The 24,234-nt window shown below is 34.4% G+C and carries 34 protein-coding genes; 12 read left to right on the top strand and 22 right to left on the bottom strand.

Annotated elements, in window-relative coordinates; genetic code table 11:
• Positions 1-4: 4 nt before the first annotated feature.
• On the top strand, positions 5-238 hold the full coding sequence (locus V6M85_RS04520) for an Lrp/AsnC ligand binding domain-containing protein (protein ID WP_338603544.1): 234 nt from the start codon (positions 5-7) through the stop codon (positions 236-238).
• 279 nt (positions 239-517) lie between these two features.
• Here the strand turns inward: V6M85_RS04520 and V6M85_RS04515 are convergent, their stop codons facing one another.
• Positions 518-832 carry a hypothetical protein gene (locus tag V6M85_RS04515; protein ID WP_338603541.1) on the bottom strand — a complete coding sequence of 105 codons (315 nt, stop codon included), beginning with the start codon at positions 830-832 and terminating at the stop codon, positions 518-520.
• A 149-nt stretch (positions 833-981) separates the two neighbouring features.
• Here V6M85_RS04515 and V6M85_RS04510 point away from each other — a divergent pair, with 149 nt between their 5' ends.
• Positions 982-1,158: a ribbon-helix-helix protein, CopG family gene (locus V6M85_RS04510; protein ID WP_338603538.1), complete on the top strand. Its 177-nt coding sequence runs from the start codon at positions 982-984 to the stop codon at positions 1,156-1,158.
• Here the strand turns inward: V6M85_RS04510 and V6M85_RS04505 are convergent.
• The 6 genes from V6M85_RS04505 to V6M85_RS04480 all read right to left on the bottom strand — a co-directional run bounded on the left by V6M85_RS04505 (position 1,155) and on the right by V6M85_RS04480 (position 4,564).
• Complete coding sequence (locus tag V6M85_RS04505; RefSeq protein ID WP_338603535.1) at positions 1,155-1,787, bottom strand: MBL fold metallo-hydrolase; 633 nt, start codon at positions 1,785-1,787, stop codon at positions 1,155-1,157. The two genes, V6M85_RS04510 and V6M85_RS04505, sit on opposite strands and share 4 nt — an antisense overlap.
• A gap of 9 nt (positions 1,788-1,796) precedes the next feature.
• Entirely contained in the window at positions 1,797-2,915 is a 1,119-nt protein-coding gene (locus V6M85_RS04500; protein WP_338604596.1) for an isopropylmalate synthase, read from the bottom strand.
• A gap of 73 nt (positions 2,916-2,988) precedes the next feature.
• Positions 2,989-3,600, bottom strand: coding sequence for a 6-hydroxymethylpterin diphosphokinase MptE-like protein (locus tag V6M85_RS04495; protein WP_338603532.1), 612 nt, complete (start codon positions 3,598-3,600; stop codon positions 2,989-2,991).
• Between the two features lie 11 nt (positions 3,601-3,611).
• Complete coding sequence (locus V6M85_RS04490) at positions 3,612-3,818, bottom strand: hypothetical protein (RefSeq protein WP_338603529.1); 207 nt, start codon at positions 3,816-3,818, stop codon at positions 3,612-3,614.
• Positions 3,799-4,194 (bottom strand): hypothetical protein, encoded by a 396-nt coding sequence (locus V6M85_RS04485; RefSeq protein ID WP_338603526.1) that lies wholly within the window; start codon positions 4,192-4,194, stop codon positions 3,799-3,801. Before V6M85_RS04485 ends, V6M85_RS04490 begins: the two co-directional genes overlap by 20 nt.
• Positions 4,187-4,564, bottom strand: a complete 378-nt coding sequence (locus V6M85_RS04480; RefSeq protein ID WP_338603523.1) for a hypothetical protein — start codon at positions 4,562-4,564, stop codon at positions 4,187-4,189. Before V6M85_RS04480 ends, V6M85_RS04485 begins: the two co-directional genes overlap by 8 nt.
• Positions 4,565-4,596: 32 nt before the next feature.
• Between V6M85_RS04480 and V6M85_RS04475 the strand changes: the two genes are divergently transcribed.
• Both V6M85_RS04475 and V6M85_RS04470 read left to right on the top strand, forming a co-directional pair.
• Positions 4,597-5,100, top strand: coding sequence for a hypothetical protein (locus tag V6M85_RS04475; RefSeq protein WP_338603520.1), 504 nt, complete (start codon positions 4,597-4,599; stop codon positions 5,098-5,100).
• The gene (locus V6M85_RS04470; RefSeq protein ID WP_338603517.1) at positions 5,090-5,506 is read left to right on the top strand and encodes a 6-pyruvoyl trahydropterin synthase family protein; all 417 of its coding nucleotides are present in this window, start codon (positions 5,090-5,092) and stop codon (positions 5,504-5,506) included. Before V6M85_RS04475 ends, V6M85_RS04470 begins: the two co-directional genes overlap by 11 nt.
• Here V6M85_RS04470 and V6M85_RS04465 read toward each other — a convergent pair.
• Together V6M85_RS04465 and V6M85_RS04460 are read right to left on the bottom strand one after the other, a co-directional pair.
• Entirely contained in the window at positions 5,490-5,933 is a 444-nt protein-coding gene (locus V6M85_RS04465; RefSeq protein WP_338603515.1) for a hypothetical protein, read from the bottom strand. The two genes, V6M85_RS04470 and V6M85_RS04465, sit on opposite strands and share 17 nt — an antisense overlap.
• Entirely contained in the window at positions 5,893-7,392 is a 1,500-nt protein-coding gene (locus V6M85_RS04460) for a dihydropteroate synthase-like protein (protein ID WP_338603513.1), read from the bottom strand. Before V6M85_RS04460 ends, V6M85_RS04465 begins: the two co-directional genes overlap by 41 nt.
• A gap of 93 nt (positions 7,393-7,485) precedes the next feature.
• Here V6M85_RS04460 and trxB point away from each other — a divergent pair, with 93 nt between their 5' ends.
• Both trxB and V6M85_RS04450 read left to right on the top strand, forming a co-directional pair.
• Positions 7,486-8,457: a thioredoxin-disulfide reductase gene (trxB, locus tag V6M85_RS04455; protein WP_338603511.1), complete on the top strand. Its 972-nt coding sequence runs from the start codon at positions 7,486-7,488 to the stop codon at positions 8,455-8,457.
• A complete protein-coding gene (locus tag V6M85_RS04450; protein WP_338603509.1) occupies positions 8,454-9,248 on the top strand; it encodes an inositol monophosphatase family protein in 795 nt (264 codons plus the stop codon). The genes trxB and V6M85_RS04450 overlap by 4 nt, the downstream gene beginning before the upstream one ends.
• On the opposite strand, the gene V6M85_RS04445 is transcribed toward V6M85_RS04450, so the two are convergent.
• The 3 genes from V6M85_RS04445 to V6M85_RS04435 all read right to left on the bottom strand — a co-directional run bounded on the left by V6M85_RS04445 (position 9,193) and on the right by V6M85_RS04435 (position 12,827).
• Positions 9,193-11,016 (bottom strand): AAA family ATPase, encoded by a 1,824-nt coding sequence (locus tag V6M85_RS04445; protein WP_338603505.1) that lies wholly within the window; start codon positions 11,014-11,016, stop codon positions 9,193-9,195. The two genes, V6M85_RS04450 and V6M85_RS04445, sit on opposite strands and share 56 nt — an antisense overlap.
• An 81-nt stretch (positions 11,017-11,097) precedes the next feature.
• A complete protein-coding gene (locus tag V6M85_RS04440) occupies positions 11,098-12,654 on the bottom strand; it encodes an NAD(P)/FAD-dependent oxidoreductase (RefSeq protein WP_338603502.1) in 1,557 nt (518 codons plus the stop codon).
• Complete coding sequence (locus V6M85_RS04435; RefSeq protein ID WP_338603500.1) at positions 12,651-12,827, bottom strand: hypothetical protein; 177 nt, start codon at positions 12,825-12,827, stop codon at positions 12,651-12,653. Before V6M85_RS04435 ends, V6M85_RS04440 begins: the two co-directional genes overlap by 4 nt.
• Before the next feature lie 43 nt (positions 12,828-12,870).
• On the opposite strand from V6M85_RS04435, the gene V6M85_RS04430 reads away from it, so the two are divergent.
• Positions 12,871-13,971, top strand: coding sequence for an alkaline phosphatase family protein (locus V6M85_RS04430; protein ID WP_338603497.1), 1,101 nt, complete (start codon positions 12,871-12,873; stop codon positions 13,969-13,971).
• Positions 13,964-14,503, top strand: coding sequence for a phosphoribosyltransferase (locus tag V6M85_RS04425; RefSeq protein ID WP_338603494.1), 540 nt, complete (start codon positions 13,964-13,966; stop codon positions 14,501-14,503). The genes V6M85_RS04430 and V6M85_RS04425 overlap by 8 nt, the downstream gene beginning before the upstream one ends.
• Here the strand turns inward: V6M85_RS04425 and V6M85_RS04420 are convergent.
• The gene (locus tag V6M85_RS04420; protein ID WP_338603492.1) at positions 14,493-16,154 is read right to left on the bottom strand and encodes a methylmalonyl-CoA mutase family protein; all 1,662 of its coding nucleotides are present in this window, start codon (positions 16,152-16,154) and stop codon (positions 14,493-14,495) included. The two genes, V6M85_RS04425 and V6M85_RS04420, sit on opposite strands and share 11 nt — an antisense overlap.
• Before the next feature lie 84 nt (positions 16,155-16,238).
• Between V6M85_RS04420 and mce the strand changes: the two genes are divergently transcribed.
• Both mce and hsp20 read left to right on the top strand, forming a co-directional pair.
• Positions 16,239-16,664, top strand: coding sequence for a methylmalonyl-CoA epimerase (mce, locus tag V6M85_RS04415; protein ID WP_338603490.1), 426 nt, complete (start codon positions 16,239-16,241; stop codon positions 16,662-16,664).
• Between the two features lie 46 nt (positions 16,665-16,710).
• Positions 16,711-17,241: an archaeal heat shock protein Hsp20 gene (gene hsp20, locus V6M85_RS04410; RefSeq protein ID WP_338603487.1), complete on the top strand. Its 531-nt coding sequence runs from the start codon at positions 16,711-16,713 to the stop codon at positions 17,239-17,241.
• A 1-nt stretch (position 17,242) separates the two neighbouring features.
• On the opposite strand, the gene V6M85_RS04405 is transcribed toward hsp20, so the two are convergent.
• Positions 17,243-17,755, bottom strand: coding sequence for a ZPR1 zinc finger domain-containing protein (locus V6M85_RS04405; protein WP_338603485.1), 513 nt, complete (start codon positions 17,753-17,755; stop codon positions 17,243-17,245).
• 63 nt (positions 17,756-17,818) lie between these two features.
• On the opposite strand from V6M85_RS04405, the gene V6M85_RS04400 reads away from it, so the two are divergent.
• Positions 17,819-19,390 (top strand): GTPBP1 family GTP-binding protein, encoded by a 1,572-nt coding sequence (locus V6M85_RS04400; RefSeq protein ID WP_338603482.1) that lies wholly within the window; start codon positions 17,819-17,821, stop codon positions 19,388-19,390.
• Here V6M85_RS04400 and V6M85_RS04395 read toward each other — a convergent pair.
• Both V6M85_RS04395 and V6M85_RS04390 read right to left on the bottom strand, forming a co-directional pair.
• Entirely contained in the window at positions 19,380-19,787 is a 408-nt protein-coding gene (locus V6M85_RS04395; protein ID WP_338603479.1) for an SRPBCC domain-containing protein, read from the bottom strand. The genes V6M85_RS04400 and V6M85_RS04395 overlap by 11 nt on opposite strands.
• Positions 19,784-20,203, bottom strand: coding sequence for a CoxG family protein (locus V6M85_RS04390; RefSeq protein WP_338603476.1), 420 nt, complete (start codon positions 20,201-20,203; stop codon positions 19,784-19,786). Before V6M85_RS04390 ends, V6M85_RS04395 begins: the two co-directional genes overlap by 4 nt.
• Before the next feature lie 26 nt (positions 20,204-20,229).
• On the opposite strand from V6M85_RS04390, the gene V6M85_RS04385 reads away from it, so the two are divergent.
• Complete coding sequence (locus V6M85_RS04385) at positions 20,230-20,799, top strand: nucleotidyltransferase family protein (protein ID WP_338603473.1); 570 nt, start codon at positions 20,230-20,232, stop codon at positions 20,797-20,799.
• Here the strand turns inward: V6M85_RS04385 and cutC are convergent.
• The 6 genes from cutC to V6M85_RS04355 all read right to left on the bottom strand — a co-directional run bounded on the left by cutC (position 20,770) and on the right by V6M85_RS04355 (position 24,229).
• Positions 20,770-21,276, bottom strand: coding sequence for a glyceraldehyde dehydrogenase subunit gamma (gene cutC / locus V6M85_RS04380; protein WP_338603470.1), 507 nt, complete (start codon positions 21,274-21,276; stop codon positions 20,770-20,772). The two genes, V6M85_RS04385 and cutC, sit on opposite strands and share 30 nt — an antisense overlap.
• 6 nt (positions 21,277-21,282) lie before the next feature.
• Positions 21,283-22,119 (bottom strand): glyceraldehyde dehydrogenase subunit beta, encoded by an 837-nt coding sequence (gene cutB, locus V6M85_RS04375; protein WP_338603467.1) that lies wholly within the window; start codon positions 22,117-22,119, stop codon positions 21,283-21,285.
• Between the two features lie 415 nt (positions 22,120-22,534).
• Entirely contained in the window at positions 22,535-22,669 is a 135-nt protein-coding gene (locus V6M85_RS04370; protein WP_338603465.1) for a YHS domain-containing protein, read from the bottom strand.
• A 5-nt stretch (positions 22,670-22,674) separates the two neighbouring features.
• Entirely contained in the window at positions 22,675-23,403 is a 729-nt protein-coding gene (gene cobA, locus V6M85_RS04365) for a uroporphyrinogen-III C-methyltransferase (RefSeq protein ID WP_338603463.1), read from the bottom strand.
• Positions 23,403-23,990: a DUF1404 family protein gene (locus V6M85_RS04360; protein WP_338603460.1), complete on the bottom strand. Its 588-nt coding sequence runs from the start codon at positions 23,988-23,990 to the stop codon at positions 23,403-23,405. The genes cobA and V6M85_RS04360 overlap by 1 nt, the downstream gene beginning before the upstream one ends.
• Positions 23,990-24,229 carry a hypothetical protein gene (locus V6M85_RS04355; RefSeq protein WP_338603457.1) on the bottom strand — a complete coding sequence of 80 codons (240 nt, stop codon included), beginning with the start codon at positions 24,227-24,229 and terminating at the stop codon, positions 23,990-23,992. Before V6M85_RS04355 ends, V6M85_RS04360 begins: the two co-directional genes overlap by 1 nt.
• Positions 24,230-24,234 lie beyond the last annotated feature (5 nt).

The following is a 24,234-nucleotide window of genomic DNA, read 5'->3' as shown; positions in this document are numbered from 1 at the left end:
TTTTATGGCAGAAGTCGTAAGAGCCTACATTCTCGTCTCTACTACAGTTGGAAAGGAAATGGAAGTAGCTGATATGGCTAAAAAAGTATCTGGAGTAGTAAGGGCAGATCCAGTTTATGGCGAATATGACGTAGTGGTCGAGGTAGAAGCAAAATCCTCCGATGATTTAAAGAAAATAATATATGAAATTAGAAGAAATCCTAACATAATAAGAACTGTAACATTAATAGTAATGTAAATTTTTTCTTTATAATCTTTCCTAGCTTAATTTTGGTTTGAAATTATCTTCTTAATGAATAAATCCATATGTCCTCACGTGTATTTTTGTTATGTAGGAGATACACATTAAATCAGCCTCTCCACGCCTTCCACATTATTTTTCAGTCCGTCCCTGCGACATCACTTTATAATTATAAAATCCGGGGGGACCCACCTGCGTTCATTTTCCCCCGGTACTCGGGGGTCTAACCTTAATTCGCGCAGGCCTATAAAATTAGTCTAATCACAGATTAAATTTTTAACTTTGATTGCTATCAACGACTTCTACTTCCTCTTCTTCATCCTTCTCCTCTTCTAGCATTTGTAACTTCTTTAGAACCTCAATTAATAGTGAGTCAATTTGTGCAACTTTAGCCTCTAAAAAGGCTATACTCTCATCATACTTACTGTTTTCTTCTTTCTCTTCACTGTTTTCTTCTTTCTCAAAATCCCCTTCAAGCCCCTTCTTTATAAACAGTTTTACTAAATCAGTCATTTGAATGCCTAATTCATCAGCTTTCTGTTTAAGCTCATCATACATCCATTCTGGTAATGATAAGTGTATAGTAGGCATTTCTGTATACTCCTCTAAATATTAGTATTGTAATAGGAGTATATTAATCTTCATTATCTATTGAATACTCCTCTTTATAGAAGAATACGGGAATACCGCTCCAGAGAATACTTAAACCCAACCAATGACAAGTTTATATTTGATTAAAGATGAGAGTTGTAACATTTAAGGTAGAAGAGGATTTGTTAGAGTTATTAGATAGATATGCCATAAAGTATGGGTTAAATAGATCAGAAGCCATAAGAAAAGCTATAGAGAAAATGGTAAGAGATGAACTGTCTAAAGAAAAAGTACCCGTCGCAAGAGTGGAAAAGATAAAACTTTAATATGATAGGATATAGACTACTTTAGATGTATTTTCTGTTACTTCTTCTATTTTATTATTTTTAATGTCTATCCTTTTTATATCATATTTTATATTAGCTAGAAATTCATCAGGTGGATCTAGTGGCATATAATGCCCTTTTATCCAGTAATGAATTGGAATTACAATCTCGGGAGATACTCTATTAATTATTTCTAATGCTTCTTTGTAGTTTATAGTTATTACTCCGCCTATAGGTATTAATAGTATATCAGCACCACGAATCTCGTTGTAAATATTATCATCTGGGAGATGGCCTAGATCGCCTAAATGTACAATTTTCCTATTTCCCCTCTGTATTATGTAAATGCTATTTTCCCCTCTAAGTTTCCCATTGTACTTATCATGATAACTTTTTATTCCTTTTATAATGTAGTTCCCGTAATTAAAGGTACCATAAAAATTAATTTTAACGTCAGTATGCTCAAAGAGTTGATATGCATTATGGTCATAATGATCATGTGTTATCAGTATTAAGTCAGCTTTTTTGATATCTGGTTTTGGTAAACCTATACTGCCCCCATCATGGGGGTCTATTAATATTGTATCATCTATTAGAACACAAGAATGTCCAAAAAACTTTAATGTCATGAAACCAGTCTACGAGTTTAACAATTTAAGTGCAATGTTTTTAGCATCATCTACAGTAACTCTATGACCACTCTCGGCTAATTTTTTGATCTCGCTTAGCACAATCTTTAATTTATCATCAGATAAGTATATTCCTTGTTCCTCTAATAATTTCTTTAAACCATGTATACCACTATGTTTTCCTAACGCTAATCTTCTGAAATTACCCACTTCCTCTGGTGAAATTGGCTCATATGTGAACGGATTTTCTATTACACCGTGTACATGTATTCCAGATTCATGACCAAATGCGTTATCGCCTACTATTGCCTTGAAATAAGGTACAGGTACACCGGTCATCTCAGCTACAAATCTACTAACTTCATATAGTTTCCATGTTTTCACGTTAACCTCATAGTTTAGCAGTTTCTTTATACCCATTACTACTTCCTCCAATGACGCATTACCTGCTCTTTCACCTATTCCATTTACAGTAACGTGGACTTGCCTAGCACCAGCATAAACACCTGCAAGTGAGTTTGCTGTGGCTAATCCGAAGTCGTTATGACAATGGGTACTCACAATTATTTTCTCACCTACAAAATTAACTATTTTCTTTATCAAGTCATAATACTTAAATGGGTGCATCACTCCCACTGTATCTGGTATGTTAATTCTATCAGCACCAGCTTCTATTGCAGTTCTTATTGCTGTAAATAAGAAATCTTCCTCGGTTCTTGTTGCATCTTCTGGGCTAAACTCCACTATCATGCCGTGATCTTTTGCATATCTCACACTCTCATAAATTCTATTTAGCACCTCTTCTTTAGTCATCTTTAGCTTATACTTCATGTGCAATTCAGAAGTGGCTATAAACAAATGTATACTGGAAATTCCAGTACTTATTGTCTTATCTATATCATTCTTATTGGATCTGGATAAACCTATTACTTCTACCTTATCCCCAACTTCCTCAAAGATCCTTTTTGTAGCTACAAATTCTCCTTCAGAGGAAGCTGGAAATCCTGCTTCAATTACATCTACTCCCAAATCTGCTAATTTGTTTGCAATCATAATTTTCTGCTCTACAGTGAGATCTATACCGGGTGCTTGTTCACCATCTCTTAAAGTAGTATCAAATATTCTGATCTTTCTAGGCGTAGAGAATACTCATACCTCTTACGCACCAAGTTAAGTTTGATACGACAATATTTAAAACTTACTATTCATTACAATTTAAAACTTGTTCAATTATCATTCTGGCTATTTCTAACTTTTTCCTTTTGATCATCGATGCAGGTACGTCTTTTTGATAATATGGTTTAGAAAACCTTCCTACTAATCCTGAATCAAAATCCATAGCATATAGTTTTATTTTCCTTGCTCCCATATACTTAGCTAATACCACTGCCCTATCTCCATCTGTAAATCCACCATATAATTTTAAACGACCGAAAGGCAATACTTGCACAGTTGGTATCACTTTATCCAACTCTTTTACTTTAATTAGTAACTCTATGTTATCTCCATGTGCTAACACCACATATATTGCTTGTCTAGGAAATACTTGAATCCCATCCAAATCAGTAACTATAACATCGGGAATTATTCCTATGTTCACTAAGTAGTTCGTTGCTCCATCTGACGCTATAATGATTTCTTCCTCAATTTTATTTATATTAATTAAATTTGGACCCGCTCCGATTATTGCAACCTCTCTCCCCTTGATTAAGTCCCTTAATTCGGACTCGTCATAATCCCTTACCATATAATTTAGTATTGAGGCTGAGATATAGTCGTCTCTCTCATTAAATCCCAGCCAACTCCTTATCATATTATAGAAGTTTAGCCATCTGAATGTATCGTAAAATAAATCGTATCACCTTCTTGTCTCGTTATATTAATCCTATATCTTGTCTTGATCTCTTCAAAATAGGGATTTTTAGCATTAATTTTGAATATAACGTTTTTATTAAGTAGTAAATAATCCACTGCTTCAGTTGGATCACTAGAACACGTGTATGAGTCTAAATCAATCATGATACTCGTCATAAATTTTCTCAACCTCCTCAAATATTTTCTCAACTTCACCTAATAGTATTTCGGCCTCTTTATTCCTTATTATGACTGTAGGTGTCTTTAAGGAAGATTCATTTATTATTAATGCTGGCATTAGTTTTAGCTCGATCTCTCTTAGCTTCTGTTCAATCTTGTTATTGTTATCTTCAAGAAGCATGGTAGCGTTCCAATAAGATTCCACAATAAACACGTCCTTTAAAGTTAATAATACCTTAGATAAGTTTTCTATGGTATCTAAGACCCTAATTACTGTGTAATAAAGATCGCCGTCTTCAAACGCGATTTTAGCTTCTTTTAGAGTTCTTCTAGCTCTCAGTAGATATTCTGCAGCCACTAAACTCTTATCCATTTTGTTCACCTCTATCAAGTAGTACTTTCCCATTACTAGTCAGATATTCGATTATAGGAATTTCATAATCTAATTCCTTAGGAGATAGTATTATTCCATAAATCTTAGGTAAAGTCCCATATTTTGAAATAAATAGCTTTATACTCTCCTTCCTTTTAATAGCATTATTATAGAAAAACGAGAATATTTCACCTCTAGCATAAATTGAAATTTTAGATACACGGTCTAGTACAAGTAAATATATGGTATCTTCGGTCTCATCTGCTTTCTCAAATGATTTTCCGCCAACTATGATCTTCTTAACGTAGTCGCCATACCATTCAATAGCTAGAGACGAGATATCCTCAATCACGCTTAAGAGTAACTTCATGTTTAATAGTTAGTTACTTAATATAAAAAATTATGAAGGAGGTTGCTGAAAATTACCTAAAGGAAAGGATTAGTATAACATTGCCCATTTTAAATATATCAGTACCTTGCAATACCACTTGTGTAATCATGAGTAAGTATAGAGAACTTTTATCCATAGAAAGTTTCAGAGCTCAATTAGAAATTTTGGATAGTCTTCTTAATTTAATTGAAGATAAAATATACACATTAAAGTATGAACTAGAAGAGAAGTTTGCCCAATATAAGTCAAACATTAATATAGATAATTTAGTTTATTCAGTCTATAAGATGATTGAGGAAGGCGGAAGTATGATATTAGGAGATAGAATATATTTTGGGGACAGGGAGATAGCATATGGTGATTTTATAACTCTCATGAACGTGCATAATCTTATTGAAAAGATTATAAAAAGCGATTCAAATATCAAATCATTATGTGATGAGATTAGATATTTAAGTGAGTCCACATGGGAACATTTTGAAAAAAATATAAGGAGGTCGTTAAATGAAGGTTAAAGTAGGAATTGAGGGCATAACAATAGATTCTGCTCACTATACACTCTCGTCTTATCAAGACAGTCAGATTCATGGTCACACTTATGTAGTTACCGTTGAGGTTGAAGGTGAGGTCAACGAGAAATCTGGATTTGTAATTGATTTCAATCTACTTAAGAAAATAGTTAAGGAAGTAGTTCAAGATTGGGATCATAAATTGATAATACCTAAAATGGATCTAGATAAATCGAGATTTGAGGGACCATTTAGGATAGATTATAAGGTGATCGACGCGCCTTTTCCGACTGCAGAATATATAGGCATTGAGATAGCCAAGGAAATATATTTAAAATTGAATAAGAAATATAGAATATTTCTAAAGATATATGAAGGGAAAGATTCGTACGCAGTTATAGAGTATCCATAATGAAGCGAAGCCCTATGTTATCTATCCATTTGCATTCTTGAGAATCTTTAATTTTTTTATAACACAGCACTTCATTATCTGCAAATTTAAAACACCATTCTTTACCCTCTTCGAGGTGCTTAAATAGTTCATTAATTGTTTTTACATCTTGCTCATTGCCTTTACATAAGTATCCATTAATCTCGTATCTTTTAATTATAGTATCATCGATAAACACAAATATCCCACCAAAAACTGCTGGATAGCAAAATTTTTTATCTCTATTTTTGCACGCTTCGTCTAGCCTGTAAGACTTCGTTAGATTCAGAATGAAATCTCTTGCTCTCTCATCAGCGTTCTTAAGCGTTATAATTGGTGGGATAACACAAAATGTAAATGTGAAGTTGTCAGCTTTCTTTTCCATTATGCTCGGTATCGAAATTCTCATTCCTTATCTTTTTGAACAGTGGTTTATCTTGGATATAATTTTTATCAAGTTGGTAAGCTATTTCTGCTTTAGCTAGCTCATAGCCTATGTACAAAGCATGCTCACTACTAATATTTCTGACTCTCCTAATTAACGTCCTTCCAATACTTAACCCATCTTTACCCTTAATTACGATTTTGTCTTTTCCTATCCATTCTACACCAAATCCATCATTAGATACAAAGATCTTAGCGAAACCACTCTCATCCATTATAGGCTCGATATTTCCATTGACTACTATATCTGCTTTTACGTTTTCCCTATATCTTCTCTTATCTTTGAGTATTAGCAAGTCTATACCCAAATCTTTAGGTAATCTGTTTTCTTTCAACGCTATACTTATCATCTTTGTGGCCTGAGATAATTCCCAGCTACTACCTCTAGTTTTGCCCTTTTCCATAATTAATAAATTGGCAATTCCCAGCTCCCCTGCTATTGCAGTTAAAACTGCGTTAACACCTATGCTATCTGCGTCAATTAGTTCACTTACATTCAGTATTCCCATTAAGATTGGTGTTTCTGGCAATTTTTCTCTAACGTATTTATAATCAATTATGCTGTTAACAAGACCTTTTAAAGGTGGCGATAATATTGGATCCGCAATTAGTCTATCATATCCTTTATCTTTCGCCTTATTAATCAACTTTACTGTTATTTCCCCTTTATTTTCAACACTAAATGGTGCAACAACAAATGCAGACTCTTTCTTGATCTCCTCAAGTTCTTCTATATTAAATTCATTTAAATTAAAAACTATTGAGGCTCCAGTTTTTACGCCTTCCTTTAATTCTCGTGGAGATTCTGCATCAATTCCAACTACATATCCCTTATCTACAAGTTCCTTAACTTTATGCCTAACCTCATCTAGATCAAAATGTCCTACTGGAAATCCCAAAACTACTACATCAATGTTTCTCTTTACTCTCTCTATCTCCTCAACGTTTTGTTTACTATCAACTTCTAAAAACACTCTAAAAGGCGGTGGTCTGATAGGAATTCTTATCCCATTTAATTCAAATGCTATCTTAGCTTCTTTCTCGATAGCCTTTAGTTTATCTTCAGTATTTTCAATCTGATTTATTATTTTATCAGCTGGTTCTGTAGTAGAGAGTTGCGTACCCTTCTTTAAGGCTTCAATTACTTTTGGCAAATCCCAGGCTTCTTCGGTTCCTTTATATGTCTTTATCCCAGTAACTTCCTCTATTACTTTAGCATCGCCATAAACTAATCCGGGAAGGAGAATGTAATCAATATTTCTAAGGTTAGACTGTTTCAAATTTTCTGCAATAAACTTAGTGCTCATTAAAGAAGCTACGGGGTAATTAAGCACTTTCAATTTTATTTCAACATCCTTAATATTTTTGATAACCTCAGATAAGACTGGTGCTGCTAATGTTCCAGTTACTATTAATACTTTCACAGATTTATACTAGTTTTGAAAGCTATTTAATTTCACGTTTATAAGTCTCTTAGAGCAAAACTCTTAAAATTAATTGTGCAGTATAATACAAGTATGAGTCTTCTACCGAAGGCTGCAAATGTAAAGCCGGGAGAAAAGTTCGATGTTATAATTGTTGGCTTAGGGCCTGCAGCCTATGGAGCTGCTTTATATACTGCTAGGTATATGTTGAAGACTTTAGTTATTGGGGAAACACCTGGAGGTCAGTTAACCGAAGCTGGTATAGTTGACGATTATCTAGGTTTGATAGAAATCCAGGCTAGTGATATGATAAAAGTGTTTAATAAGCATATAGAGAAGTATAACGTACCCGTATTGCTCGATGTTGTAGAAAAAATAGAAAATAGGGGAGACGAATTTGTAGTGAAGACTAAGAGAAAAGGCGAATTTAGAGCAGATAGTGTAATTCTAGGTATAGGTGTAAAGAGAAGGAAGTTAAATGTACCAGGAGAGCAAGAATTTGCGGGAAGAGGCATATCTTATTGTTCAGTATGTGATGCGCCATTATTTAAGAATAGAGTTGTTGCAGTAGTTGGAGGGGGAGATTCAGCTTTAGAGGGAGCTGAAATATTATCTAGCTATGCCACTAAAGTTTATTTAATACATAGGAGAGATAGCTTTAAAGCACAGCCTATATACGTTGAAACCGTTAAGAGAAAGCCAAACGTTGAGTTTATTCTCAATTCAGTTGTAAAAGAAATTAAAGGAGAGAAAATAGTTAAGAAAGTAGTTGTTGAGAATTTGAAAACTGGTGAGATTAAGGAATTAGACGTTAACGGAGTGTTTATAGAGATAGGATTTGATCCCCCAACAGATTTCGCTAAAGCGAATGGAATAGAGACTGATGCTAATGGTTATATAAAAGTAGATGAGTGGATGCGGACTAATATCCCTGGTGTGTTTGCTGCTGGAGATTGTACATCTATGTGGTTAGGATTTAGACAAATTATAACTTCAGTTGCTCAAGGGTCTGTAGCTGCAACCTCAGCTTATAGATATTTAACAGAAAAGAAGGGTAAGAAATGAACTTTAACCTAGATAAGATTGCAATTGAGATATCTAAGTTTATAAATGAAATTAAAGACGAAAAGGACATAGATAAAGTAGTGGGATTTCATTCTGGTGATACTACTAGACTAATTGATAAGAAATCTGAAGATTACATTTTTGAATTATTAAATAGTACTGGTTATAAATTTAGATTTGTATCAGAGGAATCCGGTGTTGTAAATACTGAAAATTATGAGTATACAGCATTGATAGATCCATTAGATGGTAGTAATAATTTTGTAATGGGTGTACCATGGTATTCGGTATCTGTAGCAGTTTATGATAAAAATGCAAAAGGAATTTTAGATTCAATAGGGGGTTTCGTTTCACATATTTTACTGGATAAAATATATGCTTATGATGATAAAAGAGCATACCTAAATGGGATTCCTCTACAATCTGAAGAAGTTTCAAAGGAGTTGTCTAGCAAAGTAATAATCACATATTTTGAAGATAAGGAGATAGATAAAGTACTAAGAATACTTCCTAATATTCAAGGATATAAGATTAGGAGCTTCGGTAGTGCTTCTCTAGATATGATTTTAGTATGTACTGGGAAGGCTTATATGTATTTCGATATTAGGGGGAAGTTGAGAAATGTCGATATCGCCGCATCATCAAACTTCTGTAAGAGACTAAATTTAGTTCCTACTAATTTAAACGGTAAAGAAATATTTACTGGAATAGACGATATTTATAGAATAAACGAAATTATCTTGTCTCGTGATTCGAATTTGATGAAGAAGATTTACTCAATCTTTTCTTAACAGAAGGATGTATTTTCTTAAGAGCTTCAATTAAATCATCCTTAGTTAGTACTCTATCAGACTCTCCTCTTAATATGCTCTTTAGCACTTTCATTTTTGCCTCTCTTGCCAATGCAGCTAAATCTGCTCCAGAGTAATTCTCTGTTTGTTCTGCCAAACTTTCACAGTCCACTCTTTCACATTCTTCCTTACCTATATATTTTCTCAGAATATCTAGCCTTTCCTCCTTATTCGGTAATGGCATGTGAATAATCTTATCAAATCTACCTGGTCTTAATAAAGCTGGGTCTATGGCCTTTAGTCTATTAGTTGTTCCTATCACTACTACTTCTTTTAGGCTCCTAATTCCATCCATTTCAGTCAATAACTGGTTAACAATTTTTGAAGAGTCTGTGGAACTCTTATAATTTCTTTTCGATGCAATTGCATCAAGCTCATCCAAAAGGATTATTGCCGGTTTATTTTCCCTGGCTCTATTAAATACTTCCTTAATGGCAGCTATTGCTCCTTCATAACCCTTATACATTATTTCTGCTCCACTAAGTGCAATTAGCTTAACTTTAAGAGTTTTAGCTAGAGCCTTAGCCATCATTGTTTTACCAACTCCAGGCGGTCCATAAAGTAATATTCCCCTTATGGGAGGTACTTTTAACTGCTCCAACAACTTATAATGGTAAAGTTGGAGTTCAAGAAGCTCCTTCAATTCCACTTTTATTTCATTATAACCTCCTATATCATCTAATGTTAATTTCTCTTCCGTCTCATTCTCTTCCTCACCTTTACGTACTCTCCTCTCAAAATCTAATCTAAACTTCTCGTAATCCTCAATCATTTGTAATGTTATACTAGGTTTGTATTTTTTAATTAGATCAATAAAATCTGCCATTGTTATTTTTCTATCTGTACCTTTTTCAATTGCCTCAGCTGCTACTCTCCTAGCTGCTTCTTGGCATAAATTGGCTAAATCAGCTCCACTATATCTTTCCGTCATCTCAGCCAGTTTTTCAAAATCAACATCGTTAGCTAACGGCTTCCCTTTACAATGTATCTGCAAGATTTGCTTTCTAGCTTCTTTATCTGGTGGGCCAATATAAATAAGTTTATCAAATCTACCTGCTCTGAGTAAAGCCTTATCAAGCATTTGTGGTACATTAGTAGATCCTACAATTATTACACCATCATCGCTATGTAGGCCATCAATTTCCGATAGCATCAATGATAAAAGCCTAGGTGTTACTGAATCCCCAGTATGGGATTCTCTTTTAACGCCTATGGTATCTATTTCATCGAAAAACAAAATACATGGAGCGTTTTTTCTCGCGTTATTAAATAGTTCTCTTAATCTAGCTTCGCTCTCTCCATACCATTTGCTCATGATGTCACTGATGTTCACGTAAAGGAAATTTAATTTGGATTCGTTAGCTAAGGCTCTCATCATCATCGTTTTTCCACAACCCGGAGGGCCAAATAGTAGAATTCCCTTAGGTGGTTTTAGGCCGTATCTCATTGCAACATCTTTGTTCTTTAAAGGTAACTCAATGTATTCTCTAATTTCTCTTTTCACATCTTCATACCCACCAATGTCGTTCCAGTTGATTTTCTTATCCTCTACCTCAACCTTTTTCTTTTGTGATTTATTTTGTAATTGCACAGCTTTATCGGAATAGGCGAATTTGGCAGTTGATTTTCCGAAAATCTTCATGAGTATGATTACTAGTACTGCTAAACTAATAAATATGATTGCTAAATTAAGTATGGGCTCACTCAACTTAAATCAAGAGTAATATCTACCTTTATGAATATAAGCTTATTTCAAAAGTTTTTATCTAGAAAAGCTTACAATTAGCATCTACTTGTATAAACCTTTTCTTATATCTTCTAGAATTCTGACGGATGCATTATAGCCAGGAGCGCCGGTGACACCGCCACCAGGATGTGTACCAGATCCGCATAAGTATAAGCCCTTTAATGGAGTTGTGTAATTGCTGTAACCTATAACTGGTCTAAAGAAATATAGTTGGTCTGGAGTCATATCTATATGAAAAATATTTCCACCACTAATGCCAAATCTCCTCTCAATATCAAGAGGGGTTAGAACTTCGTATTTAATAGGTTTAAAGTTTGGTGCAAATTCCCTTATTTTTTCGAGAGTAATTTCACTAATTCTTTCTTTAATTTCATCATTATTATTTTTATTGTAAACTAGATATTGGCCAAATATTGAAAAGGAAAATTTACCAGGCGGAGCTACTGTAGGATCTACAGAAGACTGAATGTTAATTGAAAGCCAAGGTTCCTTTGAGTAACCAGATATTCTTGCATCATCATAAGCTTTTTCCAAGTATTCCATACTAGGTATTATCAATTCAGAAGCCACATGTTCTGGCGATAAACTCTTACCGTTACCAAAGTCTGGCAACTCTTCAAGGTAACCCACTATTTTAAATGAAACCCCAGTATTCTTAAGGGCTCTTATTTTCTTTATGAACTCATCTTCCAATTCTGCGTTTCTTAAAAGTTTTAAAAATGTAGTTTTAGGATCTGCATTTGACACAACTATTTTCGCATTGATTATTTTTCCGTTTTTTAATTTTATACCCTCAACTCTATTATTCTTTACTAAGATTTCGTCAACTTCAGCATCTGTATATATTTCTGCTCCAAAGTGTTCAGCTGATCTCCTAAGCGCTTGAGTGACGCCACCCATACCTCCTTCGACGTAGCCCCAAGCTCCCTTTACACCGTTTACCTCTCCTATAACGTGATGGGCTAGCACATAAGCAGTCCCTGGAGTTGATGGGGACGCAAAAGTTCCAACTACAGAATCTTCAGCTAAAGCAGATTTAACTTCATCGGTTTCAAAATATTCATCAAGTAACGATCTAGCATCTTGTACGAAAGTTCTTAAAAAGGTTAGTGCAAGCTCTTCATTTATATTTCCCTTAAATATTTCTAGTAGATTTTTAGCTTCCTCAATAGTGGGCGGTGGATTTAACATGAAGAAATCAGCTAAATCTGCGAAAGTATCCCAGAATTTGACCCACTTTTCATAATTTTTTGCATCATTTACTGAAAACTTTTCTATCTCCTTCTTAGTCTTTTCTAAGCTTGACCAAATATATAACCTCTTACCATTTTCAAACGGTACGAATAACCCTGGATCTTTCAAATAAACTTTTAAACCGAAATCTCTTAGGCGTAATTCCTCTATGATCTTAGGTCTTAATAGGCTCAGTACATAGGCTCCAGTTGAAACTTTAATACCAGGCCACAGTTCTTCGGTGACAGATGCTCCACCTACTATGCTTCTTCTTTCAAATACTGCCACCTTCAAACCCGCTTTAGCTAAATACGCTGCTGTAACTAGACCATTATGTCCTCCTCCAATTATTGCTACGTCTATCATTTAGCTCGCCTTGATGTTAACCATATTATAACCCCTATTGCAACCCCTAAAGCCCCTAGACCTATTGAAATGTAGCTAAATATTTCAATAGTTTGTACTAAAGGTGGTATTGTAGTAGATATTGCTTTAGTGGTAGTATTTGTAGCCGTGGCCAACACTATTAAAGGTAACATTGACATAAACTTAAAAATAAATACTTATAACCTTATTGCAAATATGGATGTGCTGTTACCAGACTACTATGGTGAAAATATTTACACGTTAGCTTGTTTTATTTCTCATCATTTGGGTGTAGAGAGGCAGTGTCTGAATAAAATGAACTTAAATGTAAATAACAAGATAGTTCTAGCTCTATTTGATGGCTTAGGATGGAATATATACAAGCAAAGTGGGATAAGCATCAATGCTAGAAAAATAACTACAGTTTTTCCATCAACGACGTCTACAGTGCTAACAACCCTATTTACGGCGTTAACGCCAGGAGAGCATAATGTATTGGGCTATAATACTTTCGTGAAAAGGTTAGGAGGTATAGTTAATACTTTACGTTATACATATCCCCCAATCAACGATAGGGATTCCATAAAGGATGCTATTCCATTTTCGACATCATTTCCTACTGTGAAGAGTTATTTAAAAGACGTTCAAGGCAAGAAAACTCTATCAATAGTACCTAAGGGAATAGAAAATACTGAGTTTAGTAGTGCTACACATGGTGGTACTAGTGAGACTAAAACATATGTGAATTTCTGGGACGCATTCTACTTACTTTCTCAAGCTCTTCAGCAAGATGCCTATGATTTTATATATATTTATATACCAGATGTTGATACTCTGTCTCACAGATATGGACCTTACGCAGAACCTACAATAAAATCAGCGAAAGATATTCTTACATCAATTGTCACAGTCTCTGAGAAATATAGTAAATATACCTTCTTGGTAACTGCAGATCATGGTCATGTGCCAGTCTCTCAAAATATCCTTTTAAATAATGATCAAGAATTACTTGACCTTCTTGATGTTCCGCCATATGGAGATTCAAGGGCCATATTCTTAAGGACTAGATATGATGTCTCAACATATCTTACAAGAAAGTATGAGAATCTAAAGATATTTACAAGGAGTGATTTTGAAAAACTCTTAGGAAGGATAAATGATGGGAATGCGATGCCGGACTATATCGCAGTTCCCACAGACTATAGATCCTATATTTTCAGCTTTAAGCAAAACGATGAATATGATAAACTTAAAGGTCATCATGGTGGACTATTGCCAGAGGAGTTTGAAATACCATTGGTGATCTTAAATGGTTGAATATTATATTCCCTCATGGGACGAAATTGAAGATGCAGTATTTTATATAGGCGAATCCTTAGTTAAAAATAACTACATTCCAGAAGTCCTGATAGCAGTATTAACTGGAGGAATTATTCCTGCTAAACTCTTATCTGATCTCCTAGATCTAAAGACGATAAGGTACATTGATATAAAATTTTATCGTAATGTGGAGAAGACTGAGAGCAAACCGGTTATAAGATCTGTATATACTGACTCCCTAGAAGGCAAAAGGGTTCTAATAATTGATGATGTCTCAGATACTGGGGAAACTTTAGAGGCTGTGAGTAATGTAATAACTATGTTTAATCCGACTAAGGTAATGACGGCTACCCTATATTTGAAACCATGGTCTAAGAGAATCCCAGATTTTTACTACAAACAAGTTGATAAGTGGATCATATTTCCTTGGGATAAATGGGATGTAGTAAGGGAATACAATGATGCCCCAGTTAGTAAAAAAGAAAGATTCTTCAATTTATATAATCAACTTTTGCGTCTTAAAAAATAGCAGGTTCCCTATATTCACCCCAAACTTCTCTTAGTGTGTTGCTAGTTTCTCCAATTGTAGCACCGCTCCTTATAGCCTCTAGCATATATGGGAACAAATTCTCATTTTCTTTTTCCGCTACTCTCCTTAATTTGTCTAACGAATCTCTTACTTTTATATTGTCTCTTTCTGATTTATACTTCTTTAATCTTAAAATGACCTTTTCTCTAACATCTGGATTAACTCTGAAGATTTCCGTACTTCCTATCCAATCTGGCTCATAATAAGCGTTTATCCCAACTTTTACCAGATCTCCCTCCTCAATCCTCTTTTGTATCTTATATGCACTCTCCGCTATTTGAGCTTGTGGGAACCCATTCTCTATTGCCTTTACCATGCCTCCCATTTTCTCAACTTGATCTATAATTTTCCATGCTCTTTCTTCTATTTCATCAGTAAGCCATTCTATGTAATATGAGCCACCTAAAGGATCTACTACGTTAGTTACTCCACTTTCATTAGCTATTATCTGTTGTACTCTTATGGCTATCTTAGCTGATTTTTCCGTGGGTAAAGCTAAGGCTTCATCATATGAGTTAACATGTAAACTCTGAGTACCTCCTAATACTGCCGCTAAGGCTTGTAATGTAGTTCTTATAATATTTATCTCGGGCTGTTGTGCAGTAAGCTCTGCTCCACCCGTTTGCGTGTGAAATCTTAACATCATTGATTCTGGTTTCTTAGCGTTAAACCATTCTTTCATTATTTTGGCCCACATTCTTCTCGCAGCTCTAAATTTAGCTACTTCCTCAAATATGTCTGAATACGCTGCAAAAAAGAACGATAAATGAGGAGCGAAGTCATCTACGTTAATCCCTCTTTCTAATGTTTTTCTAACGTATTCTATTCCATCTGCAAGTGTAAATGCGATTTCTAATACCGCATCCGCCCCAGCTTCTCTTATGTGATAACCACTTATGCTTATTGGATGCCATTTTGGTAGTAGTTTAGAGGAGTATTCAATTATATCAACAGCATATCGCATAGAAGGAGATGGGGGATAAATAAAGTTTTTTCTTGCTATATATTCCTTCAAAATGTCATTTTGAACCGTACCATCCAATATGCTCTTATCTGCGTTTTTGTTTTCTGCTGTTGTTATTAGCATTGACAATAGCTCCATTGCGGTAGCGTTTATTGTCATTGAGACGCTTACTTTATCTAATGGTATTCCAGACATTACAAGATCCATTTCTTTCCAATGAAACATAGATACTCCTACAACTCCCACTTCAGTATAAGCTAACTCGTGATCCGGATCTAATCCCAATTGTGTGGGTAAATCAAAAGCGATACTTAAACCTGTTTGTCCGGCTTCCAACAATTTCCTAAATCTGGCATTAGTTTCTTCAGCAGATCCAAATCCCGCATATTGCCTTATTGTCCAAATTCTACCTCTGTACATATTAGGATAAATTCCCCTAGTGAAAGGGTATTGTCCCGGTAATCCTAATTTTTCTAAATAATCTCCTTTGACGTCCAACGGAGTATAAACTGGTTTGACTGAAATCCCAGAAAGAGTCATGAAATTTTTCTTTCTCTCCCCCCGTTTCTCAATCCAAGCCTTATAGACTCTTTCTTCCCATTCTTTAATTTTATCTTCGATATCCATATTATGCTTAAATCATATAAACAGTATATAACTTTTGCCTTCATTTTAGATAAATCTTTTAAGTTTAAGCAATTTAAATAAATTATGCAAGTCGAAAATCTAGACCACATAGGAATAGTTGTGGAAAATATAGATGAAGCTGTTAAATTCTATCAGAATAATTTCGGAATGAAATTAATACATTATGAAGCAATATCTGAGAGAGGAATAAAGGTTGCCTTTTTAGTTGGTAATAAGGACAGTAGTACATCAATAGAATTATTAGAGCCCATTAACCATGATGATATGAGCAATACCGTAGCTAAGTTTTTAAGAAATAGAGGTCAAGGTCTACATCATCTCGCCTTAAAAGTGGATAACATAAGTGAGTCGTTAAAGGAATTATCGGAAAAAGGCTTTAAATTAATTGATGATAGTCCGAGAAGAGGAGCAAGAGGACATTTAGTTGCATTTATACATCCTAAGAGTGGGATGGGTGTGTTATTAGAATTAGTGCAATATAAAGATTAATGATAAGATTTAAAGGTATACAAACATAATATAATAATGATCTTCTATGGCAAGGAAGGAGAGAGATATATTTGATTTAATGGACGAGTGGATAAAAGAAATGGAAGAGGAATTTGAAAGGATTGAAAAAGAGTTTATGAGAAGCTTCAGAAGTGGTGGTGAAGGAGTTAGACAATTTGGGCCTTATGTTTATGGCTTTAGAATAACTGTAGGACCAGATGGTGTACCTAAGATAGAGGAATTCGGTAATGTTAAAAAAGTAAAAGGAAAACCAATGATATCTGAAGAACGCGAACCTTTAGCAGATGTCATTGAAAAAGATAAAGAAATTAAAGTAGTTGTTGAGGTACCTGGAGTTAACAAGGATAATATAAAAGTGAAAATAACTGATAATGGGAGGAAACTTATTATAACTGCGAAGTCAGAGGATAGGCAGTATTATAAAGAGATTGAACTGCCAGCTGAAGTAGACGAAAAGTCAGCGAAGGCAAGCTATAAGAATGGAGTATTAGAGGTAACACTACAGAAGAAAAACGTGACATCTGCTGATAGTGGTGTTGAAGTTAAGATTGAATAATTTACTCACTCATTATTATCGGTTTCACTATTGCTTTTTCCGATTTTATAAAGCTTAATCCTGCTTCATCCTCTATTATGAGCGTGAACGTGATTTTTCCTTCCATTGCCTTTTTTATTCTATTTTCACATTCTTCATCACAATAGCCTCCAACTTCATCTAATAATATTTCAAGAACTCCTTCAACTGTAGATATATAACCTTGGGATACACCTGCTGGTTCAATCTCTATTCCTAACTCCGGTATTATAATTTTTGCGAAGGCTGATCTGTATATTATTGTTTTCAAATCATTTTCATTTTCTATTTTTAACTCTATAATCTTGGGCTCCCTAGTCTCATATGGTTTCACATCTCTAAATCTATACCCACAATTCTCACAATACCAATTTGATAATACTAACTTTCCTGCGTCGTGGGCATCGTATAAATAGTCTATTGCTTTTAAGCTCTTTGTTTTACAGACGGGGCATATGAGTAATTCTTCAAATATTATTTTAGGTTCTTCTGTCATTATTAATTCCCCTGTTAAAACTTATTTAGTAGTTCTCAAATTTAATACTTGTTAAGTGATGTAATGAAATTACCCCGTGAAAATGATGAGGGAAAAGTGGAATATAAACTTATTCTTTCCGGGGTCACGCCGGAACGTCTACAAGAATTAGCCTCTCAGATGAAATATCGTTTAGAAGAGGGCAATGGAGAGGCGTTTTACATTATAGGGGTTAGCGACGAAGGAGAGCTAATAGGTTTAACTAAAGAGGAATTAGAAGAAAGTATAGTTACATTGAATAAGATTGCTAGCCTAATAAATGCGAAAATTGTATATAAAAGGGAAGCTGAGGTAAAGAAGAATAGGTATGTGGCTGAACTTCTAGTTAGAAGATATAAAGAGAATCTTCCTGTGGAAGTTAATGTAGCTGTAATGGGGCATGTAAATGCAGGGAAAAGTACAGTAACTGGTGCATTAGTTCTAGGGAAATTAGATGATGGGAATGGTAGCTTAAGAACTGCAATAGCAAGACATCTTCATGAAGTACTATCTGGCAGAACGTCATCTATTACTCTTAGATTAGTAGGATTTGACGAGAATGGTAAAATAGTGAATTGGCAATTGAAAGATCCACTTGACGAAGCTGAGGTAACCATTAAAAGTACTAAGGTTGTAAGATTAATTGATCTTGGAGGGCATGAAAGGTATTTAAGAACAACTCTGAAAGGATTATTGGGTTACGAAGTTAACTATGTGATGTTAGTAGTTGGTGCAGATGATGGATTAAGCATAATGGGCAAAGAACATCTGGCTTTAGCCTCAATCTTAAAGTTTCCGGTATTTGTGATTATTACCAAGATTGACAAATATCCTGAAGAAAGGGTAAAAACTATAGTAAATGATATAAAAAGTATTTTGAAAATACCCGGTATTAACAGACTCGCGTTAGAAGTAGAAGATGAAGATGATGTAATAAATTCCATTTTAGCCCTTAAAACGGGACGTGTAGTTCCCATCTTTAAAGTATCTAATGTTAGCGGAAAAGGCTTAGATTTACTTATAAAATTCCTAAACCTATTACCACCTGGAAAAAGGACTATGGGTGATAAAGAATCTCCACTAGTCTATATTGACGAGATATATAACGTATCCGGAGTAGGTACTGTCGTTCTTGGTTCGGTAATACGTGGCAGGCTTAAAATTAACGAATCTGTCCTAATTGGTCCTAATAAGTTAGGAGAATTCAAAGAGGTCAAAATAAAGAGTATACAGGTGAATAAAGTTTTTGTAGACTCAGTATTACCTGGGAATATAGCTACATTTGCAATTCAAGGCATCGAAAAGGAAAGTCTAAGGAAAGGTATGGTCATGATTAAAGGAATGCCTAAAGTAATTAGAAAGTTTAAAGCTAGGGTTTTCATCCTTCATCATCCAACTACTATTAGAGAAGGATATGTGGCTACTTTACATTCATATACAATAAGGCAAGCAGTAAAGTTTGAAAGAATTCAGAATAAATTCTTAAGAACAGGAGACACTAGTGAAGTTATATTACATTTTCTGTACAGACCAGAATATTTAGAACGAGGTCAAATTTTCGTATTTAGAGAAGGTAGAACTAGAGGAGTGGGTATCGTTCTGGATCCTATTGGTTAATTTTACTTATGCTACATTCTATAATTTGTCTAGACAACTCTTCAGCTTGAGTGGAGATGTGTTTTTTCAAACTATTCGCTAAGGGTCCACTTACCTCATAATTACTGTTCCACTTAATCGTATTTCCGATAATTTCAATCAATGTATCCACACTTGCAATTATACCAGGTCCTTCAATTTCAATCAATGTATCTATATTATTTCCGTTAATCTCATGTTTTTTAACAGTTCCATTAATTTCTATAGTTAAGAACGAAAATTTAACATTAGCCTTAAAGTTATTTCCATTAATTTCCTTTACTCCAGGTACACAAATTAATAGATTTTTATAATCTGAAAAAAATTGTCTCGCCTTATTAATATCCTTTACTGTAACTTCTCCCTCAGTTTTTGTCATTTGATCACCTTTTCTTTTATGCAGTTGAATAAGTCATTGACGATTTTCTCTATGGCACTTCCCATTAATCTGGCTCCTACTGATGCTAAAACACCAGCAACTTTAACATCTGCAGAATAATTTATTTTACCATCCAAGGCTTCTACAATTGCCTCTATATCCACATTGCTGTTCATTCCAGAACCTTTAGCTATAATTTTTCTCTTATTTTCATCTACCTTATCGAATTTTACGTTAGCCTTATATTCTCCTTTTATAAATCCGATTCCAGTTACCCCTACCAGTTTGTACTCTTCACCTTCCTTACTAAAACTTTTAATTCCGGGGAAACATTGAGAAACTTGTTCTGGGTTATCCAATAATTTGAGAATTTGATCTTTCGATGCGTTTATGTTAATTGAACCCTCATATTTCATAAGTAACTGTTGGAACACTAGTATATATGAATATAGGAGTCTTAATTCTTGCGGCGGGAGAGGGAAAAAGATTCGGAGGAAATAAGCTTATCGCCAAAATAGACGACACTCCCATAATTATAAGAACGATTAGAATTTATGATAATTTCGAAAAAGTAGTTGTCATAGGTAAGTACGTTAATGAGCTAATTCCTCTCCTTACGGATCAAATTGTCATATATAATCCATTCTGGAGAGAAGGAATGAGCACATCAATAAAACTTGGGTTAAGATTCTTTAGAAATTATGATGGTGTTATAATCGCGCTAGCCGATATGCCGTTTGTATCAAAAGAGGATGTAAAGAAAATAGTAGATGGGTTTAAGCCTAAATGCAAAGCCGTAATTCCAGTGCACAACGGAAAAAGAGGAAATCCAGTGTTAATTTCAAAATATCTTTTCGAAGAAATGGAAAAAATAAGCGGTGACGTTGGAGCTAGAGTTATACTAAACAAGTTGAAAGAGGATGAGTTATGTTTTGTAGAGTGTAGCGAAGGAGTACTAATTGATATAGATAAAAAAGATGACTTAATGCGCTTTAGGGATCTCCATCCTTAATTTTTGTGATGCAAACTTTATTGCTTCAACTATGTTTTGATAGCCAGTACATCTGCACAAATTACCTGAGATCCCTTCTCTAATCTCCTCTTCTGTGGGATTTGGATTCTCCTTAAGTAACCAATATGCTTCCATTATCATCCCGGGGGTACAGTATCCACATTGTAGTCCATGCTTCTCCCAAAACGCTTCTTGAATCGGATGTAGTTTGCCATCCTTAGCTAATCCCTCGATCGTTAGAATATCGGCACCATCAGCCTCAACGGCTAATAATGTACACGATTTAACGCTCCTTCCATTCATAATTATGGTACATGCTCCACAATTACTAGTATCACATCCAATATGAACTCCAGTAAACCCTAACTCTCTAAGTACGTGTACTAATAGCCTTCTTGGTTCCGTCTCTACTTCATAATCCTGGCCGTTTACTTTTAGGTGGATTTTTACTTTTTGATCTTTTTCAAATATTTTCATTTCCTATCACCTATTTAATGCAGTTAAGATTGCTCTCTTAGTCATAACTTTTACCATCTTCTTTTTATATTCTGCTGAGCCTCTAATATCTGAGGTCGGATTAGCGTAATCCATTGCCTTTGTAGCAGCTTCTTCAATTAATTTTTCTGATATTTTATTTGACAATAATATTTTTTCTGCCTCTGATGCTCTTACTGCAGTCCTATTCACAGCAGTTAATCCGATTCTAGCATCTTCTATGATGTCTCCATTAACTTTTAGTGCTACAGCAACGCCAACAATTGCAAAATCTCCCGCTCTTCTTTCCAATTTTTGGTAAGAGAATTTATATCCTTTAAGTAAAGGAACCTCTATTTCGGTTACTAGTTCGCCTTGATTTAGATCTGGCGTAAACATATCTTTAGCGAAAGACGAGAAGTTTTCTACTCTTTCTCCTCTTGTACTACTAATCTTAATTTTAGCATCCATCGCTATTAGTGCTGCTGGATAATCTGCAGATGGGTCGAGGTGAGATATACTACCACCTATCGTACCCATATTTCTAACTTGAGGATCAGCTATTTTTGATGCAGTTTCACTTAACAATGGTATATTTGCCTTCATTATATCATAGTGCGTTACTACTGAACCTATTTTAACTACATTACCTTCAACTTTAACGTAATTTAACTCTGGTAATCTCCTTATTTCTACTAGGTATGATGGTCTTAATATTCTAAGTTTTAACATTGGTACTAAGCTATGTCCTCCAGCTAGAGGTTTGGCATCATCATGCTTTTCCAGAAACTCCAATGCCTCTTTCACATTATCTGGAATTACGTAACCAATCTTTGGCGGATACACATGCTTATTATCTAATAGACCCTTATATACTTAGCTCATAAATTTCAACACCTATAGAGGTTAAGAGAGTGAAAGTCTACATCATCCATAACTGCAGACCAAATCATTTTACAAAAATATTGCTTTTAATTTTTATTTAAAAATAATGAGATTAAACCATTATAAAACATGATAATATTAAAATGGAAGAGTAGGCGATACTAATATTAAGGTAATACGGATCATGAACGTACTTCATTCAATCAACTTACAAAAATAAGATAATTAAGACTTTTGAAACATTTTTAATAGGTCAGATTTATTTTCAGCGAGGACGATTTTTGGGCCTACCGGTAAGGAAGAAGTTCACAGAATCAAGCTAAAAATCGTGTAGATTGATAAATAAATTTATTTTTATCGTAAATATGAAAACTTGTTATTTAATGTATTTTTCTGGTCTCTTCTTAAACTCAGCCATGCACATTGGACTGCAGAAATAATAGGTATTTCCCTTATAACTAAAAGTATAAGGTTTACCTCTTATTTCATCTCCACACACTGTACACTTCATCTTTATCACTTAATTTTCCATAAGTATTCCCTAAATTTAACAACTTCGCCAATTACAATAATTGCAGGAGACGTAACATTGTTTTGTTTAACTATGGTAACTAGATCTTTCAATTCTCCTATAAACACTCTTTGTTTGTTAGTTGTACCATTCTCTATCACTGCAACGGGCTCTTTCTCGTCTCTTACTTTCCTCAGTATATTAGTTAATTCCTCTATTTTTCTAATTCCCATAAGAATTACTAAAGTTCCCTTTTGAGGTATGTAGGCTTCATCAATTACTTTATCCTCAGACTGGGTCCCTGAAATCACAGTAAATCCACTTGATGAGTAGATTCTACTAGTAACCGGAATACCCGCATATGCTGGAACGGCTATTGCACTAGTTATTCCAGGTACAACTTCACATTCTATACCTTTTGATATTACATAAAGGCATTCCTCTTCTCCTCTTCCTAGAACGTAGGGATCTCCTCCTTTTAATCTAACTACTTTTTTATTTTCAATAGCCTTTTTTACCAATAATTCATTGATCTCGTTTTGTATTACATAATCTCCAATATTCTTGCCAACGTAAATTTTTTCTGTATCCGATTTACATAAATCAAGGAGTTCTTTTGGAATAAGTCTATCATAAACTACTACGTCAGCTTCCCGTAATAATTTCAGTCCTTTAATAGTTATCAATTCTGGATCTCCTGGACCTGCACCAACTAAGTAAACTTTACCAACCATTAAATTCCTCCTACTTTTCTGAAAATATAAATTGCAAATAATACGCCTTCTGGGAATTTTATGCCATAAACAAGGATTATTACCGAATTAAGCAATAGTTGAGAAGGTATATTAAATATATTAGAAGCTAGGTATAATAATAGTAAATATATGGTATCACCTGCAAATCCTAAGCTAAATAACAAGAGTTTTTCCGTGAACTTAAGAGAGGGTATTATGTAACCTATTATAAAACCGCCAACGAATTCGCTGGCAAATGAGAAAACGAACAGTAGCTGAAGTTTCAGTACTACTGTATATACTTGTGGCAATAGCCATGGTACGATCAATAAAATTCCAGTTATCAAAAATATTATGGCTCGTTTCCTCAATATTAGCGACACAACTGGAATTTTTTCCCCTTCATTTTCAATAAATTTATCCCTTGGCGTATTAGAGATTAACACATACCATCCTAATACGCCCCCGGAAAGTATCGGACCTTGATATGAGAGTAGTCTATCTACTGGATCTACGAATACGTAAACTACAACCGAGACTACTAGTAAAGAAAAACCAATATATTTAGCGAGTTGCGTTAAGTCCATCAAGGTAAAAATATCGTATACACTATTTTATCTTTTTCATCAATCTTATTTATTAGCTTGACACCTTTCTCACTCATCATATTTAGCCACATTTCTACTTGCGATTCTTGTGATCCCTTAATTGCAATTACCTTAACTTCCTTATTTCCTCCTACCTCTAACCAAAATCTTAATAACCTTATAGCTGGCGAATCCGCACCACATCCTGTCCCTGCTTTAGTTAAGTCTAGTTCCTCCATTTTTA

Origin of the sequence: Sulfolobus tengchongensis (genome assembly GCF_036967215.1) — an archaeon.
Taxonomy (GTDB): Archaea; Thermoproteota; Thermoprotei_A; order Sulfolobales; family Sulfolobaceae; genus Saccharolobus; species Saccharolobus tengchongensis_A.
The sequence above is the reverse complement of the archived record's forward strand: the minus strand, read 5'-3'. Positions and strand labels throughout refer to the sequence as shown.

Bases quoted from the DNA above. Each gene is read 5' to 3' on its own strand.
- V6M85_RS04520 (WP_338603544.1), top strand. From the start codon at position 5: ATGGCAGAAGTCGTAAGAGCCTACATTCTCGTCTCTACTACAGTTGGA.
- V6M85_RS04515 (WP_338603541.1), bottom strand. From the start codon at position 832: ATGCCTACTATACACTTATCATTACCAGAATGGATGTATGATGAGCTT.
- V6M85_RS04510 (WP_338603538.1), top strand. From the start codon at position 982: ATGAGAGTTGTAACATTTAAGGTAGAAGAGGATTTGTTAGAGTTATTA.
- V6M85_RS04505 (WP_338603535.1), bottom strand. From the start codon at position 1,787: ATGACATTAAAGTTTTTTGGACATTCTTGTGTTCTAATAGATGATACA.
- V6M85_RS04495 (WP_338603532.1), bottom strand. From the start codon at position 3,600: ATGATAAGGAGTTGGCTGGGATTTAATGAGAGAGACGACTATATCTCA.
- V6M85_RS04490 (WP_338603529.1), bottom strand. From the start codon at position 3,818: ATGACGAGTATCATGATTGATTTAGACTCATACACGTGTTCTAGTGAT.
- V6M85_RS04485 (WP_338603526.1), bottom strand. From the start codon at position 4,194: ATGGATAAGAGTTTAGTGGCTGCAGAATATCTACTGAGAGCTAGAAGA.
- V6M85_RS04480 (WP_338603523.1), bottom strand. From the start codon at position 4,564: ATGAAGTTACTCTTAAGCGTGATTGAGGATATCTCGTCTCTAGCTATT.
- V6M85_RS04475 (WP_338603520.1), top strand. From the start codon at position 4,597: ATGAAGGAGGTTGCTGAAAATTACCTAAAGGAAAGGATTAGTATAACA.
- V6M85_RS04470 (WP_338603517.1), top strand. From the start codon at position 5,090: ATGAAGGTTAAAGTAGGAATTGAGGGCATAACAATAGATTCTGCTCAC.
- V6M85_RS04465 (WP_338603515.1), bottom strand. From the start codon at position 5,933: ATGAGAATTTCGATACCGAGCATAATGGAAAAGAAAGCTGACAACTTC.
- trxB (WP_338603511.1), top strand. From the start codon at position 7,486: ATGAGTCTTCTACCGAAGGCTGCAAATGTAAAGCCGGGAGAAAAGTTC.
- V6M85_RS04450 (WP_338603509.1), top strand. From the start codon at position 8,454: ATGAACTTTAACCTAGATAAGATTGCAATTGAGATATCTAAGTTTATA.
- V6M85_RS04440 (WP_338603502.1), bottom strand. From the start codon at position 12,654: ATGATAGACGTAGCAATAATTGGAGGAGGACATAATGGTCTAGTTACA.
- V6M85_RS04435 (WP_338603500.1), bottom strand. From the start codon at position 12,827: ATGTTACCTTTAATAGTGTTGGCCACGGCTACAAATACTACCACTAAA.
- V6M85_RS04430 (WP_338603497.1), top strand. From the start codon at position 12,871: ATGGATGTGCTGTTACCAGACTACTATGGTGAAAATATTTACACGTTA.
- V6M85_RS04425 (WP_338603494.1), top strand. From the start codon at position 13,964: ATGGTTGAATATTATATTCCCTCATGGGACGAAATTGAAGATGCAGTA.
- V6M85_RS04420 (WP_338603492.1), bottom strand. From the start codon at position 16,154: ATGGATATCGAAGATAAAATTAAAGAATGGGAAGAAAGAGTCTATAAG.
- mce (WP_338603490.1), top strand. From the start codon at position 16,239: ATGCAAGTCGAAAATCTAGACCACATAGGAATAGTTGTGGAAAATATA.
- hsp20 (WP_338603487.1), top strand. From the start codon at position 16,711: ATGGCAAGGAAGGAGAGAGATATATTTGATTTAATGGACGAGTGGATA.
- V6M85_RS04405 (WP_338603485.1), bottom strand. From the start codon at position 17,755: ATGACAGAAGAACCTAAAATAATATTTGAAGAATTACTCATATGCCCC.
- V6M85_RS04400 (WP_338603482.1), top strand. From the start codon at position 17,819: ATGAAATTACCCCGTGAAAATGATGAGGGAAAAGTGGAATATAAACTT.
- V6M85_RS04395 (WP_338603479.1), bottom strand. From the start codon at position 19,787: ATGACAAAAACTGAGGGAGAAGTTACAGTAAAGGATATTAATAAGGCG.
- V6M85_RS04390 (WP_338603476.1), bottom strand. From the start codon at position 20,203: ATGAAATATGAGGGTTCAATTAACATAAACGCATCGAAAGATCAAATT.
- V6M85_RS04385 (WP_338603473.1), top strand. From the start codon at position 20,230: ATGAATATAGGAGTCTTAATTCTTGCGGCGGGAGAGGGAAAAAGATTC.
- cutC (WP_338603470.1), bottom strand. From the start codon at position 21,276: ATGAAAATATTTGAAAAAGATCAAAAAGTAAAAATCCACCTAAAAGTA.
- V6M85_RS04370 (WP_338603465.1), bottom strand. From the start codon at position 22,669: ATGAAGTGTACAGTGTGTGGAGATGAAATAAGAGGTAAACCTTATACT.
- cobA (WP_338603463.1), bottom strand. From the start codon at position 23,403: ATGGTTGGTAAAGTTTACTTAGTTGGTGCAGGTCCAGGAGATCCAGAA.
- V6M85_RS04360 (WP_338603460.1), bottom strand. From the start codon at position 23,990: ATGGACTTAACGCAACTCGCTAAATATATTGGTTTTTCTTTACTAGTA.
- V6M85_RS04355 (WP_338603457.1), bottom strand. From the start codon at position 24,229: ATGGAGGAACTAGACTTAACTAAAGCAGGGACAGGATGTGGTGCGGAT.